A 16,823-nucleotide genomic window follows, 5' to 3' on the forward strand; every position below is an offset into this window, starting at 1 on the left:
AAATATAATTATCTTTCAAGCTAAGCTATATTAGAAGTATATGAATAAGAATTTTCGTGATTATAGCATAATAAAATGCGAGGTGATAAATATGGGTGCTAAAAAAGTAACAGCATTAGTATTAGCAGGTGGCAATAGTACTAGAATGGGACAAAATAAAGCTCTTCTTAAGATAGGCTCTAAGTCACTAATAGAAATAGTAGTTGAAAAGCTTCAAAACCTATTTGATGAGATCATTGTAGTTACAAATAGCCCTGAAAACTACCCTATGTTAAAAAATATCCGATTTGAGAAGGATTGTATTGTGACACCGGTTAAAAATTCTCTAGTAGGGATATATACTGGTTTATTGAAATCATCTAATGATCATGTTTTTGTTGTTGCCTGCGATATGCCATTTTTGAATATGGATTTGGTACAACATATGTTAAGTGAATTAGGCAATGAAGATGTACTTGTTCCTTTTCTAGAAGGACATTATGAACCACTTCATGCAATATATAATAAAAGATGTTTGTATAACATAAAACATATGATAGATATAGGAAATTATAAGATTATTAACTTATACGATGATGTCAAAACAATTAAAGTAAATGAAAAGAAAATAAGAAGGCTAGATCCTCAGCTGAAAAGTTTTATGAATATAAACACTAAAGATATTTTTGGTAGTTTAGGCAAATAATTTTTTTTGAAAGAAGTACTTGTACAACGATTATAGTGATGGTATAATTGCAATAGTTAATTAATTAACAATTGTTATTTGTTAACTAATTATATAGATAAACAAGTTCGAAATTTAAATTATTTATAATAAGATCTACCATCAGCAAGAGATTTGGATTTATTAGAATTCATATGATTAGAGTAATCGATAATAAAATCTTTAATCTTATCAATAGAAGGTCTTGCTTTATATTCATATAAAAAAGATTTAAGCTTATTCCACACATTTTCTTGAGGATTTAACATAGATCCCAAATTATAAATATCTTCTTATCTTTGTTTACGTCTAGTATATTTTTTGAAAACTCAATAATTTCAACAGAAGTAGTTCTTTCATCAGAACAATATATATTCACAACAGAATCATAATTTTTACTAATTTCAGTGGCTCCAATGATATTAACGCCCTTTCGGGCACCATTCCTTTCTATTATAGGGGGTTGCCCGATAGGGTTCCAACTACGGTAGTTATTGGATTCTACTCTGATTTTAATTTCATCTTGAACATATAATACCTCATAATCACGGCACGAAGTAAAGATTTTAAAAATTTCTTTTGATGTTTCTCTTCAATAGCAATTAGTTCGTCTATTGTGAATCCGTGTAGCGTTGTTACTTCTAATAGTTTTCGTCCCATTTTGATATCTCCTTTTTATAATTTAGATTTACCTTAGTTTTTGGAAATATCAAAATGAAATACATTTATTATTTTTTAATTATTCGGTTGTTTATCTATAATAATAGGAATTATTATTTACGCTACACTCTGAATATAGAGAACAATTTAAAATGTTTAGAATAGATCTTATTATTTATTAAAAAGTATTGTTTGTCGTAAATAAAACATACTGGTAAAATTTAACTTACTTTTTAAATTTGTGAAAGTCCAAACAAAGGAGTTGATAAAAGTGGAGAACAAGCTCGATGATTTAGTATATACTATAGCCGACAGAGCATATGGGTATACTTTCTTAAAAAATTTATTTTGTGTAGAGCCTGAAAAAGCTTATTTACAAGGTCTCTTAAAAGAAGGTCATATTAGCGATTTTCCCTATTCTGGATATAATGAGAAGATTAAGGAAGGCTTGGATGGACTAAAAAAATCCCTGGAAGATATTGATTTAGATAATGAGAATGTAATTAGCAAATTAAGATGGGATTATACTAGGATGTTCATAGGTCCAGATAGTTTACCAGCACCACCTTGGGAATCTTCTTATGTAAATAAAGATAAACTTCTATTTCAAGAAGAAACTCTACAAGTTAGAAGGTCATATCTAAAGTACAATTTTGTTGGAAGTAATTATCCTCATGAAGCAGATGATCATATAGCTTTAGAATTAGACTTCATGTCTAAATTATCCGTTAAAGCCATAGAGTCAATAGAGGCAAATAAGGAAGTAGAAAATATTTTAGAGATATTAGTAGATCAAAAAAACTTTTTAGAGGAACATTTAGAAAAATGGATCTTTGAATTTGCAAAGAAAATAAAAGAAAGTGCAGAGACCGATTATTTTATATTTATATCAGACATTTTAATGGGATTTATAAAAGAAGACCATAAATCACTAGAGGAGAATATCTCTACCATAAGAAAACTTAAATTATATTGGGAGGGGAAAGAATGAAAGTTTTATCAAAAGATTCATTAAAAACTAAATTTAAAAGAAGGACTTTTTTAAAACTTACTGCTATTACATCCTTGGGATTAGGCCTATTAGGCTGTAAAAATGAATTGGAAGAAGTTAGTAAAGAAACTTCTACAGAAATAATAGAAAAAGAAGGAGAATGGATAACAGCTGCTTGTTGGCATAATTGTGGAGGTAGATGTTTAAATAAGGCATATGTAGTTGATGGAGTGGTATTAAAGCAAAAAACAGATGATATAAATGAGGACACTCCAGATTTTCCACAACAAAGAGCTTGTGCAAGAGGTAGATCTCAAAGAAAACAAGTTTTCTCAGCAGATAGAATTAAATACCCTATGAAGAGAAAAAACTGGGAACCAGGTGGTGGAAAGAAAGAATTAAGAGGTATGGATGAGTGGGAGAGAATCTCTTGGGATGAAGCATTGGATATAGTAGCTGGAGAAATAAAGAGAATCAAAGAAACTCATGGTCCAGATTCAATACTTTCTTGGGGTAGTGAAATTGAAAGAACGCTTAATCTTTATGGAGGAACTGTTACTGCATGGGGAAGTACTTCATGGGGAACTTGGTTTCATACAGGACCAGATATGGGTGTAGGTGATGGTTGGTCTGTTAGACCAATCAATGATAGATTTGACATGAGAAATAGTGACTTAATAGTTATGTGGGGAGCAAATCCAGCTTGGAGTAGTGGAAATAATGGAATTTATAATTATATTCAAGCCAAAAATGCTGGAGCTAAATTTATTTTTATAGATCCTTTTTACAATGATAGTGCTAGAGTTTTGGCAGATCAATGGATACCAATTAGACCAGCAACAGATCATGCCTTTGCCTTGGCAGTTGCGTATACTCTACTAGATGAAGACAGAAAAGACAATCCACTAATTGACTGGAACTTCTTAAAAAAATATACTGTTGGCTTTGACAAAGAAACTATGCCAGAAGGCAAAGAAAACGAAGAAAACTTTAAAGATTATGTTTTAGGTAAATACGATGGAACTCCTAAGACTCCTGAGTGGGCTTATGAAATTTGTGGTGTTAAGCCAGAGGTAATTAGAGAATTTGCTCGTGAATATGCTACTGCTGAAAAGGCAGCTTTAATAACTGGGTGGGCACCAGCAAGAGTGAATAATTATGATTCTTGGCCACAAGCTTTTATGACTTTAGGATTTATGACAGGAAACTTTGGAGCACCAGGAAAGATGACAGGAATTAGTTGTCACTTTGTAGCAGGAAATGGTGGACCAGAGTTAATTACCATAGGACCTAGTGGATTGCCAAGCATTCCTAATCCATCAAAGGTAACAATTAACAATAGTGAGATTTGGGAGGCAATACTAACTAAGAAATATGTAGCAAGAAAAGATGAAATTAATGATTGTAATATAGAAATGATTTATCATGGAGGAGCGTCAAGACTTAACCAACTGTGTGGAGCAACTAAAGGAATTGAAGCCCATAGAGCTGTAGAATTTGTTGTATCTAATCATTATACTCTAAATACTAATGCTAAGTATTCAGATATAGTACTTCCTATTACTACTCAATGGGAAAGATACGGATATTACAAACAAAACCAAGAGGCTATATTCTACGCAAGACAAGTAGTAGAACCACTATATGAAGCTAAAGATGATATGTGGATAGCCTGTGAAATAGCTAAAAGATTAGGAATTGATCCAAAAGAGGAAATAGAACCAATTCCATTAAAGCAACAAATATTTAACCAGACAGCTGGAGCTAAGGTTATGAAAGAAGATGGCAAGACATGGGAAAATTTAGTGGAAATCACTAAAAAAGACATTGATGCTTTAGGAGTAGAAGGAGAGCCACAAGAAGGAAGAATACCTTATAAAAAATTTGAAGAAGATGGAGCATATCAAGTTAAGAGAACTCCAGGAGACAATTTCACTTATATACATTTAAAAGATTTCATAGATGACCCAGTGAATAATGCTTTAGATACAGATACTGGCAAGCTTGAAATATACTGTGAAAGAATTGCAAATAGAGTAAGAGATGTTGGATTTACAGAAATGAGTCCAATACCAAAATACACTAGACCTATAGAAGGGTATGAGGATACTTACTCAAATTGGGAAAATAAAGTTAAGGGCGAATACCCACTACAGCTTTACACTATTCATCATCAGAGAAGATCCCACTCAGTATTTGATAATGTTGGTTGGCTAAGGGAAGCGTTCCCACACGAGTTAATAATGAACCCAGAGGATGGAAATACATTAGGCCTTAAAGAAGGAGATATTGTAAAAGTAGAAAGTAAACACGGAGCAGTAATTAGACCTGTAATATTTACAGAAAGAATGAAACCAGGTGTTATTACGCTAGGGCAAGGTGCTTGGATTGAAATGGATGAAAAATTAGGAGTAGATATCGGTGGTAATACCAATATTCTAAACGGTGGAATTCCAACGGGACAAGGTCATATGGGATGGAATTCATGTAATGTTAAGGTTGAAAAAGTAGATTATGATCTATTAAAAGACCATGAATGGCCAACAAGAGAAGTCTTATAGAAGGAGGATTAAATCATGGGTCAAAAAGGATTTTACTACAATAAAAATAATTGCATAGGCTGTAAAGTATGTCAAGTAGCCTGTAAGGATATTAATAGTCTAGAGGTAGGAACAGACTTTAGATGTGTCGAATATATAGAAAATGGAAAATATCCAAATCCAAAATTCTATTATATTTCTATATCTTGTAATCACTGCGAAAGTCCTGCTTGTGTACCAGTATGCCCAGTACATGCTTTAGTTAAGGATGAAGAAACAGGATTAGTTTTACACGATGAAAAAACTTGCATAGGATGCAGAGCTTGTGAAAATGCCTGTCCATATGGATCAATTAAATATATAGAAGCAAAAGGAAAAATAGGAAAATGCAATGGATGTTATCAACTTGTTAAAAAAGGCGAAGAACCATCCTGCGTAGCAGGCTGTTTAACTAGAACTTTGCATTTTGGAGATATAGATAAACTTGAAAAAGAATACAAAAATGCTAAGCCCTTTGAAAATATGGGTGGCACAAATCCATCATTTTTAATAGAGGAATAAAAAAACAAGTTAATAGATTGGGTGAAACCAATCTATTAACTTATTTTCATATTATAGAGTATTTTTAATAGATAGCTTAGATAGTATTTTAGCAGAAGATATTATATCAGATATCAATATGCCTCCTTTCGATAAGTCACCCCTAGACGGATTTGCAGTTCGGTTGGAAGACATTAAAGGTACATCAAAGGAAAATCCAATTGATGCATTAGGTTGGGCAGATTTAGTAATTACCACTGGTGGAGTATCAGTTGGTGATTGTGATTTGGTTAAAGAAGCTTTTCAACAAGCTGGTGCTGAAATGTTATTCTGGAGAGTTAGAATGAAGCCGGGTACACCTATTGCAGTTGCTAAATTTAAAAATAAATTAATATTTGGATTATCGTGAAATCCTGCCGCAGCTTACATTACCTTTGAGCAATTTGTAAGACCAGTAATTTTAAAAATGAGGGAAGACAAAAGTTTAACTTAATGAAGGTCAAAGCCATACTAGAGTCTGACTTTAAAAAGATAAGTGGACAAAATAGATTTGTTAGGGCAAATACTTATTATAAAGACGGTTCGTATTATACTCACTTACCATATAAACATAGTTCTGGAGTATTATCAAGTTTATCTGGAACTAACTCACTTTTTTATATACCAAGTAATACAGGTCCTTATTTAGCAGGTCAGAATATAGAAGTTCAATTATTAGATCATAATGGTTTAAAGATTCAATTTGTAGAATCTAAATAGGAAATTATGTATTGAATATTTGAAATATTTATGATATATTATATAGTAGCATATATAAGGTGGTGAAAATAGGTATGACAACTTTAGTTAACAATATTTTAGATAAATTAGACCATACTAGAACAATGGCGGGATTTAACAATTTAGGCCAAGGGATAGGTGCGTCTAAATTTAATATTGAGTTAACTAAAGGAAAGTAATTATTTTACCGCTAATATAATAACATTGATAAAACAATGAGCCTAGGTAAAAATTTACTTACCTAGGTTTTTAAATTATATTGATATGGATTGATTTAAGTACAACACTATAATAAATTTACTATAATGTTGTATTGATATCATATCTGAAAAATATATATTACATCTTTAATCATTTAAAACCTAGGTAAAACTTTCTTACCTAGGTTTATTTTTTGAAGGGAGAATAAAAAATGATTGAAGTATCTTTGAATGGTGTTCAAAAATATTATGGAGCAAATCAAGTGTTAAATGACATAACTTTTCAGATTCTAAAGGGGGATCGAGCTGGAATAGTTGGTAGAAATGGAACTGGAAAAACTACTGTATTTAAAATCATCTCAGATATAGAAAAATGTGATAGTGGAACCTTTTCTATTAGAAAGGATGCTAAGGTAGGGTGCTTAGAGCAGATTCCTAATTATCCTAGTGAATATAAAGTTATAGATGTATTAAATATAGCATTTCAAAATGAATTAAATATTCAATCCTCAATAAGAAAGCTAGAAGAAAAAATGTCTTCTGTAAAAGGAGAAGAGTTAAATGCCATAATGAAAAGGTATGGAGAGCTTCAGGATTCCTTTGAAAGACAAGGTGGATATGATATCGATGAAAAACTAAGTAAGATATGTGATGGTCTAGGAATAGATGAAAAATTTAAAAATATGTACTTTAAGGATTTAAGTGGTGGGGAAAAAACCTCCGTACTTTTAGGGAAGGTTTTACTTGAAGAACCAGATATTTTGCTTTTAGATGAGCCTACGAACCATCTGGATATGGATTCCACTGAATGGCTAGAATCCTTTTTATTGGAGTATAAAGGCACTGTGATTATTATATCTCATGATAGATATTTTTTAGATAGAGTATCTAACAAGATAATAGAGATAGAAAGGGGAAAATCTAGTACCTATTTAGGAAACTATTCAGCCTATATGGAAGAAAAACAAGAAATATATTTAGAAGAACTGAAGCATTATGAAAATCAACAAAAGAAAATAAAATCAATGGAGGAATCCATAAAAAGGCTAAAGGATTGGGCGAATAGAGGGGATAATGCAAAGCTTTATAAAAAAGCATTTAGTATGGAGAAAAGAATAGAAAAAATGGATAAAGTAGATAGACCTATAGTTGATAATAATAAAATGAAATTAGACCTTACTAGCCAAGGAAGATCAGGTCAAGACGTTATATCTATTGAAGGATTATATAAAAAAATAGATGAAAAAATTTTATTTGAAGATTTAAGCTTACATCTTAAATATGAAGAAAAGGTAGCTTTAATAGGAGCCAACGGAAGTGGCAAATCAACCTTAATAAAAACAATATTAGGTGAAAGTCCTTTAGATAAAGGAAAAATTACAGTTGGATCTAATGTAAAAATAGGATATCTGCAGCAGGAAGTATATTTTAATGATGAAGAAAAGACTATTATAGAAGCCTTTAAAGAAAAACATGTATGTACAGAAGGAGAAGCTAGGGGAATATTAGCTAGGTTTTTATTTTACAGTGAAGATGTTTTTAAGAAGGTTAAGAATCTATCCGGTGGTGAAAGAAGTAGGCTCCGCCTTTGTCAGTTAATGCACGAGGATATTAATACCTTAATATTAGATGAGCCAACTAATCATTTAGATATTATGGGACGTGAGATGCTTGAGGAAGCACTGTTGGAGTTCCAAGGAACAATGATTTTTATATCTCATGATAGATATTTTATTAATAGACTAGCAAGTAAAGTTTTAGAACTTTCCAATAAAAGTTTAATAATATATTTAGGAGACTATGATTATTATAAAGAGAAAAAACTAATAAAAAAGCAAGATGATTTATTAAAGTCCAAAACTAAGGAGAAAGATAAGAAACCAGATAATAGGTATAAAGGAAGTACTAAAAATGCATCTGAAAAGTCAAATGAAAAAAAGCTAAAAGTAGTAGAGGAAGAAATTAATAGATATGAAAATTTAATTTCTGAAAAGGAAGAAGAAATAAATTTAAATGGAGCGGACTTTAATAAATTAAACGATTTATATAATGAAAAAAGCAGCCTTGAAAATCATTTAAATCAGCTTCTAGATGAATGGATTTGTTTATCCACTATACAAAGATAATCCAGAAAAAATAAAATTAGAGGTATACAAAAGGATATTTATTTTAAAGAAGCAGAAAGGTTTATTATGATGATAAAAAATGAATTTAAAGATTAATGGTCCTTTCAATCTGCTATAACAAAGTATAGCTAAATAAATGGTAAAATAAATAAAAAATATAATTGTAATATAGGATGGTAGTTATGAGAATTGAAATTGATGGTAATGAGATAGAATGTGATGTTCAATATGGAAAACGTAAGAAATTATTAATTCAAATAGATTCAATAGGACTTATAACAGTTAAGGCACCTAAAAATACAAGTGAGGAAATAATAAAAAATGCTATTATAAATAATTGGAAACAGATAAAAGAAAGATTAGATGAGATTATAAAACTTAAAGAAAAGCCTATGGTAAAGTCCTATGGTGGTCAAGGAAAATTTATGTATCTAGGAAAAGAATACTTTCTTCACGAACTAATAGGTACTAGTGAATTATCGGAAGATGAGTTAAAAACTAAACTAAAGAAATTCTATATATTAAGCTGCAAAAAAATTATAGACCAGAGAATAAAGATATATCAAGAGCAGTTAAAAGTAAAACCAAAAGTTATTGAAATAGTAGAATCTAAAAATCATTGGGGAAGCTGCAATTCAAACAAAAAAATAACCTTTAACTATAGATTAGCAATGGCTCCAGTTGAAGTTATAGATTATGTAGTAGTGCATGAATTATGCCATATTCTACATATGAATCATGATAGATCATTTTGGAGACGTGTTGGAAGTATACTTCCAGATTATAAGGAAAGACAAAAGTACTTAGAAAGATATGGATATGATATGACACTTTAAAGATTAAGCAGATGATACGCAAACAATAAGCATTAAATCTTCAATTGCATAGTTAACATAATTTTGTTATACTATGATATGTAAATTTAAAAAAACAAGGTAAATAGCCTTGGACTGGTTCGAGATCCTCCCAGGATAAAAAACTAAGGAATGAATTGCAGACCGTAAAGCACAAAGTATATTTGTGTCTTATTTGCGTTGTATCCTTTAGGATATGACGTTTTTTTGTTTTTTGAAAAACTGCATGTCTTTTCTTAGATTAAGTAGGGATAATAACTACTAAAGCTATTATAAGAAAAGGAGATTAAAAATGGAAGAAAAAAGAAAGGTTATAATTGACTGTGACCCTGGAATTGATGATTCATTAGCTATAATGCTTGCACTTTCTTCACGGGAGCTTGAAGTTTTAGGAATAACAATAGTATATGGCAATGTTCCAACTAAGTTAGGAGCAGAAAATGCATTAAAGGTATTAAAGTTTATGGATAGATTAGATATTCCTGTATATCTAGGGCAGGATAAGCCTCTTTCTAGGGAGTATATAAGTGCACAGGATACTCATGGTATGGATGGACTTGGAGAAACAAATTATCCTTTAGTTAAGGACATAAGACCAAAGGATGGTGCAGTAGATTTTATTATAGAAACACTTAATAAAAATAAAGATGTTTCAATCATTGCCCTAGGGCCTTTAGGAAATATAGCAAGAGCCATTGAAAAAGATAAGAATGTTTTTAATAATCTAGATGAATTTGTAACTATGGGAGGAAGTTTTAAAAGTCATGGAAACTGCTCACCAGTAGCAGAGTATAACTATTGGTGCGATCCTCATGCAGCAAAATTTGTTTATGAAAATCTAGGAAAAACAATTCATATGGTTGGACTTGATGTAACAAGAAGTATTGTTCTTTCGCCAAATATAGTAGAGTATATTCAAAACCTTGACCAAAAGAAAGGTAAATTTATAAAAGATATAACTAGATTTTACTTTGATTTTCACTGGGAATATGAAAAAGTCATTGGCTGCGTTGTAAATGATCCTTTAGCTGTAGCATACTTTATAAATCGAAAGTTATGTAGTGGCTTTAGTACTTTTACTACAGTTGAAACAGAAGGCATTAGTATTGGACAGACTGTAGTAGATTCTATGAACTTTTGGAAGAGGGAAAGCAATAGCTATGTATTAACAGAAGTTGACCATATTAAGTTTATGAATATGTTTTTAAGCCGCATATTTTGCGTTAATGAAGATGAAATTAAGCCGGTTTTAGATCAAATAATGAAATAGGGGGAAAAATCATGAAAAAGATTAAAACTTTAGAGTTATGTATAATTGCGCTAGGAATTGCTACAAATTTTATAGGAGGGGCTACTGCTTTAGCTTTAAAACTGCCTATATATTTAGATACAATTGGAACGATTATGATAGGTGCACTACTTGGCCCAATTTATGGAATGATAGCTGGACTTTTAAGCGGACTTATTAGCGGTATAACAACCGATATATACGCATTATATTTTTCACCAGTACAAATAATAACAGGTCTTATGGCAGGACTATTATTTAGAACAAACCTTATTAGGAAATGGAAAATGCCAATAGGAGCATTATTAGTTACAATTCCAGGTACTATTGTAAGCTCAGTTATTGCAGCAATTATATTTGGAGGAGTTACATCATCTGGATCATCTATAATTGTTCAGGTTTTAAATAAACTAGGATTAAATATGGCACTGAGTATATTTATGGTACAAGTAGTAACAGATTATTTAGATAGATTCATAGGCATAATTTTAACATATGCAGTACTTGCAGGTCTGCCAAGTAGCATTAAAAATCTTGTAAGGAGAAAAGAGGCAAATGGAGAGATATAACAAAATTACTAAGAAAAAGCCTAGAGAAATCGTTTTACTAAAAGCATTTCCTTGTGCTTGGGGAAAGTGCAGCTTTTGTGATTATATAGAGGACAACTCGAAGAACTTAGAGGAAATGATAAAGCTTAACAAAGAAGTTTTGTCAAAGGTAAGTGGAGAATTTAAAGTTTTAGAAGTAATTAACTCTGGAAGCTGCTTTGAACTTCCTAAGGAAACCTTAAGCTTAATTCGAGATATTGTTAAGAAAAAAAATATTAAAAGACTAATGCTTGAAAGCCATTGGATTTATCGTAATAAGCTAGAAGAAATGAAGGATTTTATGGGAGTTCCTATTACCTTTAAAATTGGAGTTGAAACCTTTGATAATGATTTCCGTGAGGAAATATTAAACAAACACGCAGACTTTAAAACGCCAGGGGAAGTTAGTAAATACTTTGATTCTCCTTGTTTAATGGTTGGAATTAAAGGACAAACAAAAGAAATGATAGATAATGATATAAGTATATTAAAAAAATACTTTAAGTGCGGAACTATAAATATATATACTAATAACACTACGAATATAAAAAAAGATGAGAAATTAGTTAACTGGTTTATGGAAAAATATAAGTATTTAGAAGATGACCCTTCAGTTGAAGTTTTATATGTAAATACAGACTTTGGAGTTGGGGATTAAAAGTTTAAGGTGATGTTTTAAAGAAAATATTTAAGTCTGCACAGTGAATTAAATTGTAACTAAGTGGTAAGATAATAATGTTTAATTATAAACTTATCACGAAAGAAGGTAATAATATGAATAATAACTCAGAGACAATAGATTCACTTAATCGGCTTTTACAAGGAGAGTATATGGCGGTTGAAAGTTTTAATAATTTTATATCAAAGGTAGAAGATGAGAATGCAAAGAACTCTTTAAAGGAAGTTCAGAAACAACATAGAGAAAATATTAATACATTGGCATCTTATATTCAAGATATAGGTGGACAACCACACGAAAATCTTGGTATGAAGGGAAAAGTGGCTGAAATTAAGGTTAATATGGACCTAGGTTTGAAGTATGATACTAATGACGTTATTGAAAAAGCTATAGAAGGCGAAACCCAAGGAGTAAATATGGCTGAAAAGGTTTTAAGAGGTAATTTAGATGATAAATCAAGAAACATTGCAGGTAAAATACTACAAAATGACAGGAGATCTATTGAAACACTAAAAGGTTTGATTAAATAAATTAAGAAATAAATATATATGCTTTAATATTAGCAATATATTTATTTCTTAATTTTTTTATAGTCTTTTTTATTTATTTCTAATTTATGATAAAAATATATAAATATGTAAAATAAGAAGGGATTTTGCATATTTATATGGAATATTTACGAAATACAAATTAAAATGAGAATATTTAAACTATAAGATAGATGTATTGAGATAAATGCTATTGGAGGATCATCCATTGAAACTATTTGAAATTATACCAGATAAGTTTCTTAGTATTTTAGCATCTAAAGATAAAGAAGTATATAGCGATTGTTTGTTTATACTATTTAACCAATATAGAGGAAATACATCCTTTGGTATAGATAGAGAAATTGTAGTACATGTTTTTACAGACTACTTTGAGGAACTAGGAGAAGTAGATTTATTTGAAGATGAGGATGCTAGCATTAAATCATCTCGTGACGAGGCTAATTTTATTATTAGAAAACTGAAGGATTGTGGTTGGATTGACATTGAAACCACAACTAGTTATAGGGAAATTATTAACCTTACAGACTATACTATAAGCATTCTTGGGACCTTGGAAAAGATAGTTAAAAACGAAAGCTTAGAGTACCAAGGATATGTCTATACAATTTACTCTATTTTGTTTGGAAGTGAAAATAATCAGTATAATGTAATACTATATCAAGTCTTTGAAAATACAATGAAGCTGATGAATGGTCTTAAAACTCTAAACTCCAATATTAAAAAATATATCGGAAAAATAACAGAACAAAAAACGTCAGAAGAGATTATGAAGCATCACTTTCAAGACTATGCACAGGATGTAATTGACAAAGGATATCATAGATTAAAGACTTCAGATAATGTTAGTAAATTTAGACCTAAGATTCTTGAAAGACTTGAGGAGATTAAAAGAGATAAAGATTACCTTCAAAGGGCCAGTCAGCAGGAAGTAGATATAGAAAGAGCAGATAACTTAGATGTTGCAAAGGAAAAAATTATGGGTCAATTAAATGAAATAATCTATGTATTTGAAAACATGGATGAGATTATTAGTGAAATTGATAGAAAGAATACCCAATACATTAGGGCTTCTTTAACTAGAGTGAAGTATCTACTTAATAGCTCAAATGATATTGAAGGCCAAATTAATGAAATACTTAAATATACAGTAGAGAAAATTGAAGAAAATGAAGTTGACTTAAGAATAGATACATTAGAGGAGATTAATAGTATATTTGGATTTTATCCTCAGAGATTTATAGATCATAAATCCTTATATATAGCAACTGAGGGTAAGAAAAGCTTTGAACCACAAAAACTTAATGAAGATGATACAATTTCAGAAGAAGAAAGAGAAAGACGCATTAAGGAAATTCAAGAAAAGAAGAAAATCCTAAGTAGAGGAAATAAGATGAGTATAATAGAGCGTTATAATTATCTAAATAGTAAGCAAAAAGATGAATTTGCAAGAATTACAAACAAACTATTATATACTGGTTTTTTAACTAAGAAGAAAGAAGATAATAAGAAGGATTATTATTTCGTTGAAAATCACAAGGATATATTTATAAATTATTTCAAAATATCAGGCTGGGAGTTAGAAATAGACGATGCATATGGGGTTATTCATCTTGTTAACCAATATGATCAAAATCGTCATCATTTTAAGCTTTATGAAAGCATTATTTTATTGATATTAAGACTTTTATATTATGAAAAAATGCAGGAGTTATCTTTAGCTGAAAATGTAATTGTAAATATGGATGATATACATCGAAAATTTTTAGCTCTTAAGCTTAGGGATAAGCCAATAGATAAAATAACTTTAAGAAGCGCCATAAGCTTATTTAAGAAATTCAACTTAATCGATTTAATTGATTCAGATATTAATTTAGGAGATTCTAGAATGATTATTTACCCTACTATTTTATTAGCTGTTAGAGTAGAAGATATTCGAAAGGTATATGAGAAGTTAGATACATATAGAAGTGGGGAGGTGGTAGATGATGAAGAAGCTAACGAAGATGAAAATGATTAATTGGCACTATCTTACTAACGTAACTGTTGATATTCATGATGACTGTCTGATAACAGGGGATAGAAGATAAGCTATTTTTAAATGGCAATGTGCCAAAAAATATAAATCAGTTTAAGGTATCTATTAAGTCCACGAAATATAAAATACTACTGACTCAAACTGCTACTAGGGAAGCTATTAATCATCATCTAGGCTCTATTGGATATAGATTTTTTGACTTGTTAACGAAAGCTTTAGCTTTTAAGCCTATTGAAAATGTTAAGGACTTTGTTTATTCATATATTTTAGATGAAAAGGAAGTTAATATTGATTATTTAAAGGAAAATGTCCGTACATACATGGACTTTGAAAAAATTCTTGAGTCAATTAAGAAAAAACTAGGATGTTTAGAGGAGATTCAAAAACAATACGAAGAAGTATTGCGTGTTGATGAGAATATTAAAATCCATGATTATATTATTTTATTGTCTCAAAGGGATATGAATCATGAAAGGTTAAAATCAAAAAACATTTTACTAAATAAGCATGAGGAAGAACTACAGAGGGAAAAGAAGACAGAAATTCAATATTTAGATCAGGTAGATCAGCTAAAGAAAAAAGAAAGTGAGATTCGAAATAGTATATTAACTAACGATACATATCAGTTAATGAATAGTTTACAGCAAACTATCAAAGACCTTGAGCTCATAAAACGAGAGTTATGTAATGAGGAAGACAAGTTTAATAAGGAATGCAGTTAGAACTTAACAAAATAAAAAAGCTTTACGATTTAGATATTGAACTAAAAGGACTGAAAGAATTTGTAGGGCTTAGTAATAGCCTACTGTACCTAATAATTGACTGATTAGCATGGAAGTGCTATATGATATTGATAAATCTTATCGAATAAAATATTAATATGTAAATAATTATTTTATTATATTATGTCGAATTCTACCAAAATCATGGTAAAGCTGATAAAATAGGATTTGAAAAGGTAGATGATAAAGTATAGTGCCTATTACTAATCAATAAAATTTATAAAGGAGCTGACGTAATATGAAGAAAATATTTATAGCATTAATAATGATTAGCGTTTTGGTGAGTTTTTCAGCATGTAAAAATGCTAAAACATCTAATGAAATGCAGGGCAACGATACGAATGTAGAGAAAACCAATAAAAATGAGCAAAATATAGACAAGGATTCATTAAAGGATACCCATAAAGATGATAGTAATGATGTATCTAATCAAGATGATAAAAAAAGCCAGTTGTTAAAATCAGCATATGAGGGGAAAATAGATGGTGTTGAATTTGGTATAGGAGATGTAGGTACTGATATAATAAAGAAATTGGGAGAACCAGATCAAGAAGACTATATTTTAGGAGGATTATATTTTCAGTATGGAGAGATTACATTCCTTACTAATGGCTTTGATGAAAGTGGAGAAGTAGTAAGTATATTATTTTCTGATGGAACTACTGAAGTGTTTGGTATAAATCTAGGTATGACTGTAAAAGAAATTGAGGAAGTCCTAGGCATGCCAGATAGAACTTTATCATTAAAAGATAATGAAGAAAATGAACTTTATGAAGGTAATTGTGCGACTGTTTATGATTTAGGAAAATATAAGCTAGCATTTATTCATGAAGGTCAAGATATTCCGACCAAGTGGTTTGAATTATCATTAAAGAAATAGACAGTATATATTATAACGTAGAGCACTAAACTTTTTCATAGTTTTAATATTCTTTGAATAAGCTTACATATTGTAATAATAACTAGCTGATGTATTAAAGATATATTCTAATGCATTAGCTAGTTATTTTATTTAACCCAAACACTCCCTAGATATTAGTAACTCCAAGATTAAGACATTAGACAACTTTGGGGAACCGAATACATGAGCTATAACATGAGGTTTCAATGTACAAAATGGTTTGAATTAATTTCAAATTATTTAATCAAATATCAATGTTTTGATAGCTATACATTACAAGAATAAAGCGAACTTATACAAGCAAAAATCATACATTATTATTAAGAATAGTATGTTGGGGGGGAAGCAACATGACATGTAGAAATTGCGAGAATATGATTTGTTCGCATGCACTGCGTGAAGGAAAATGCAAAATATGTGGTAAAACAATTCTAACACCACATTCTCCATGCTGGCAGTATTGTGAAGAGTGCGCTAATGAAAGACACTTATGCAAACAATGTGGATGTGAAGATCATAGCAATACAAAAAAATCTATAAAGTGTGAATATGTATAATATAATGCAAGAAAAATTAGATGAAATTACTAAGCAGGTTATTTTTATT

At 30.2% G+C, this 16,823-nt stretch carries 19 protein-coding genes and 1 riboswitch; of the genes, 17 read left to right on the plus strand and 2 right to left on the minus strand.

Annotated elements, in window-relative coordinates; all coding sequences use genetic code 11:
* Positions 1–91 precede the first annotated feature (91 nt).
* Positions 92–685, plus strand: coding sequence for a molybdenum cofactor guanylyltransferase (locus HYG84_RS12645; protein ID WP_212377770.1), 594 nt, complete (start codon positions 92–94; stop codon positions 683–685).
* A 119-nt stretch (positions 686–804) separates the two neighbouring features.
* On the opposite strand, the gene HYG84_RS12650 is transcribed toward HYG84_RS12645, so the two are convergent.
* A complete protein-coding gene (locus HYG84_RS12650) occupies positions 805–972 on the minus strand; it encodes a hypothetical protein (protein WP_212377772.1) in 168 nt (55 codons plus the stop codon).
* A gap of 232 nt (positions 973–1,204) precedes the next feature.
* The gene (locus HYG84_RS12660) at positions 1,205–1,363 is read right to left on the minus strand and encodes a hypothetical protein (protein ID WP_212377774.1); all 159 of its coding nucleotides are present in this window, start codon (positions 1,361–1,363) and stop codon (positions 1,205–1,207) included.
* A 271-nt stretch (positions 1,364–1,634) separates the two neighbouring features.
* On the opposite strand from HYG84_RS12660, the gene HYG84_RS12665 reads away from it, so the two are divergent.
* From HYG84_RS12665 to HYG84_RS12730, 16 genes are all read left to right on the plus strand, one after another.
* Positions 1,635–2,354, plus strand: coding sequence for a TorD/DmsD family molecular chaperone (locus HYG84_RS12665; protein ID WP_212377776.1), 720 nt, complete (start codon positions 1,635–1,637; stop codon positions 2,352–2,354).
* Complete coding sequence (locus HYG84_RS12670; protein ID WP_212377778.1) at positions 2,351–4,915, plus strand: molybdopterin-dependent oxidoreductase; 2,565 nt, start codon at positions 2,351–2,353, stop codon at positions 4,913–4,915. The genes HYG84_RS12665 and HYG84_RS12670 overlap by 4 nt, the downstream gene beginning before the upstream one ends.
* Positions 4,916–4,930: 15 nt before the next feature.
* Positions 4,931–5,455: a 4Fe-4S dicluster domain-containing protein gene (locus tag HYG84_RS12675; protein WP_212377780.1), complete on the plus strand. Its 525-nt coding sequence runs from the start codon at positions 4,931–4,933 to the stop codon at positions 5,453–5,455.
* A gap of 118 nt (positions 5,456–5,573) precedes the next feature.
* The gene (locus HYG84_RS20370) at positions 5,574–5,843 is read left to right on the plus strand and encodes a molybdopterin-binding protein (RefSeq protein WP_249168614.1); all 270 of its coding nucleotides are present in this window, start codon (positions 5,574–5,576) and stop codon (positions 5,841–5,843) included.
* A gap of 83 nt (positions 5,844–5,926) precedes the next feature.
* Positions 5,927–6,193, plus strand: coding sequence for a hypothetical protein (locus HYG84_RS20375; protein ID WP_249168615.1), 267 nt, complete (start codon positions 5,927–5,929; stop codon positions 6,191–6,193).
* Between the two features lie 74 nt (positions 6,194–6,267).
* On the plus strand, positions 6,268–6,393 hold the full coding sequence (locus HYG84_RS20530) for a hypothetical protein (RefSeq protein WP_256442534.1): 126 nt from the start codon (positions 6,268–6,270) through the stop codon (positions 6,391–6,393).
* Between the two features lie 233 nt (positions 6,394–6,626).
* Entirely contained in the window at positions 6,627–8,540 is a 1,914-nt protein-coding gene (gene abc-f, locus HYG84_RS12685; protein ID WP_212377782.1) for a ribosomal protection-like ABC-F family protein, read from the plus strand.
* A 182-nt stretch (positions 8,541–8,722) separates the two neighbouring features.
* Positions 8,723–9,376, plus strand: a complete 654-nt coding sequence (locus HYG84_RS12690) for a M48 family metallopeptidase (protein ID WP_212377784.1) — start codon at positions 8,723–8,725, stop codon at positions 9,374–9,376.
* Positions 9,377–9,484: 108 nt separating this feature from the next.
* A riboswitch (PreQ1 riboswitch) is annotated at positions 9,485–9,529 on the plus strand.
* Between the two features lie 157 nt (positions 9,530–9,686).
* Complete coding sequence (locus HYG84_RS12695) at positions 9,687–10,664, plus strand: nucleoside hydrolase (RefSeq protein ID WP_212377786.1); 978 nt, start codon at positions 9,687–9,689, stop codon at positions 10,662–10,664.
* An 11-nt stretch (positions 10,665–10,675) separates the two neighbouring features.
* Positions 10,676–11,251: an ECF transporter S component gene (locus HYG84_RS12700; RefSeq protein WP_212377788.1), complete on the plus strand. Its 576-nt coding sequence runs from the start codon at positions 10,676–10,678 to the stop codon at positions 11,249–11,251.
* Positions 11,238–11,927: a radical SAM protein gene (locus HYG84_RS12705; protein WP_212377790.1), complete on the plus strand. Its 690-nt coding sequence runs from the start codon at positions 11,238–11,240 to the stop codon at positions 11,925–11,927. The genes HYG84_RS12700 and HYG84_RS12705 overlap by 14 nt, the downstream gene beginning before the upstream one ends.
* A 116-nt stretch (positions 11,928–12,043) precedes the next feature.
* Positions 12,044–12,478 (plus strand): DUF2383 domain-containing protein, encoded by a 435-nt coding sequence (locus HYG84_RS12710; RefSeq protein WP_212377792.1) that lies wholly within the window; start codon positions 12,044–12,046, stop codon positions 12,476–12,478.
* Positions 12,479–12,704: 226 nt separating this feature from the next.
* Positions 12,705–14,516, plus strand: a complete 1,812-nt coding sequence (locus HYG84_RS20380; protein WP_249168616.1) for a Wadjet anti-phage system protein JetA family protein — start codon at positions 12,705–12,707, stop codon at positions 14,514–14,516.
* Between the two features lie 89 nt (positions 14,517–14,605).
* A complete protein-coding gene (locus HYG84_RS12720) occupies positions 14,606–15,256 on the plus strand; it encodes a hypothetical protein (RefSeq protein WP_212377794.1) in 651 nt (216 codons plus the stop codon).
* Positions 15,257–15,554: 298 nt separating this feature from the next.
* Positions 15,555–16,196 carry a DUF4309 domain-containing protein gene (locus HYG84_RS12725; RefSeq protein WP_212377796.1) on the plus strand — a complete coding sequence of 214 codons (642 nt, stop codon included), beginning with the start codon at positions 15,555–15,557 and terminating at the stop codon, positions 16,194–16,196.
* A 371-nt stretch (positions 16,197–16,567) separates the two neighbouring features.
* Complete coding sequence (locus HYG84_RS12730) at positions 16,568–16,774, plus strand: hypothetical protein (RefSeq protein ID WP_212377798.1); 207 nt, start codon at positions 16,568–16,570, stop codon at positions 16,772–16,774.
* Positions 16,775–16,823: the final 49 nt, after the last annotated feature.

Origin of the sequence: Alkaliphilus sp. B6464 (genome assembly GCF_018141165.1) — a bacterium.
GTDB lineage: Bacteria > Bacillota > Clostridia > Peptostreptococcales > Natronincolaceae > Alkaliphilus_B.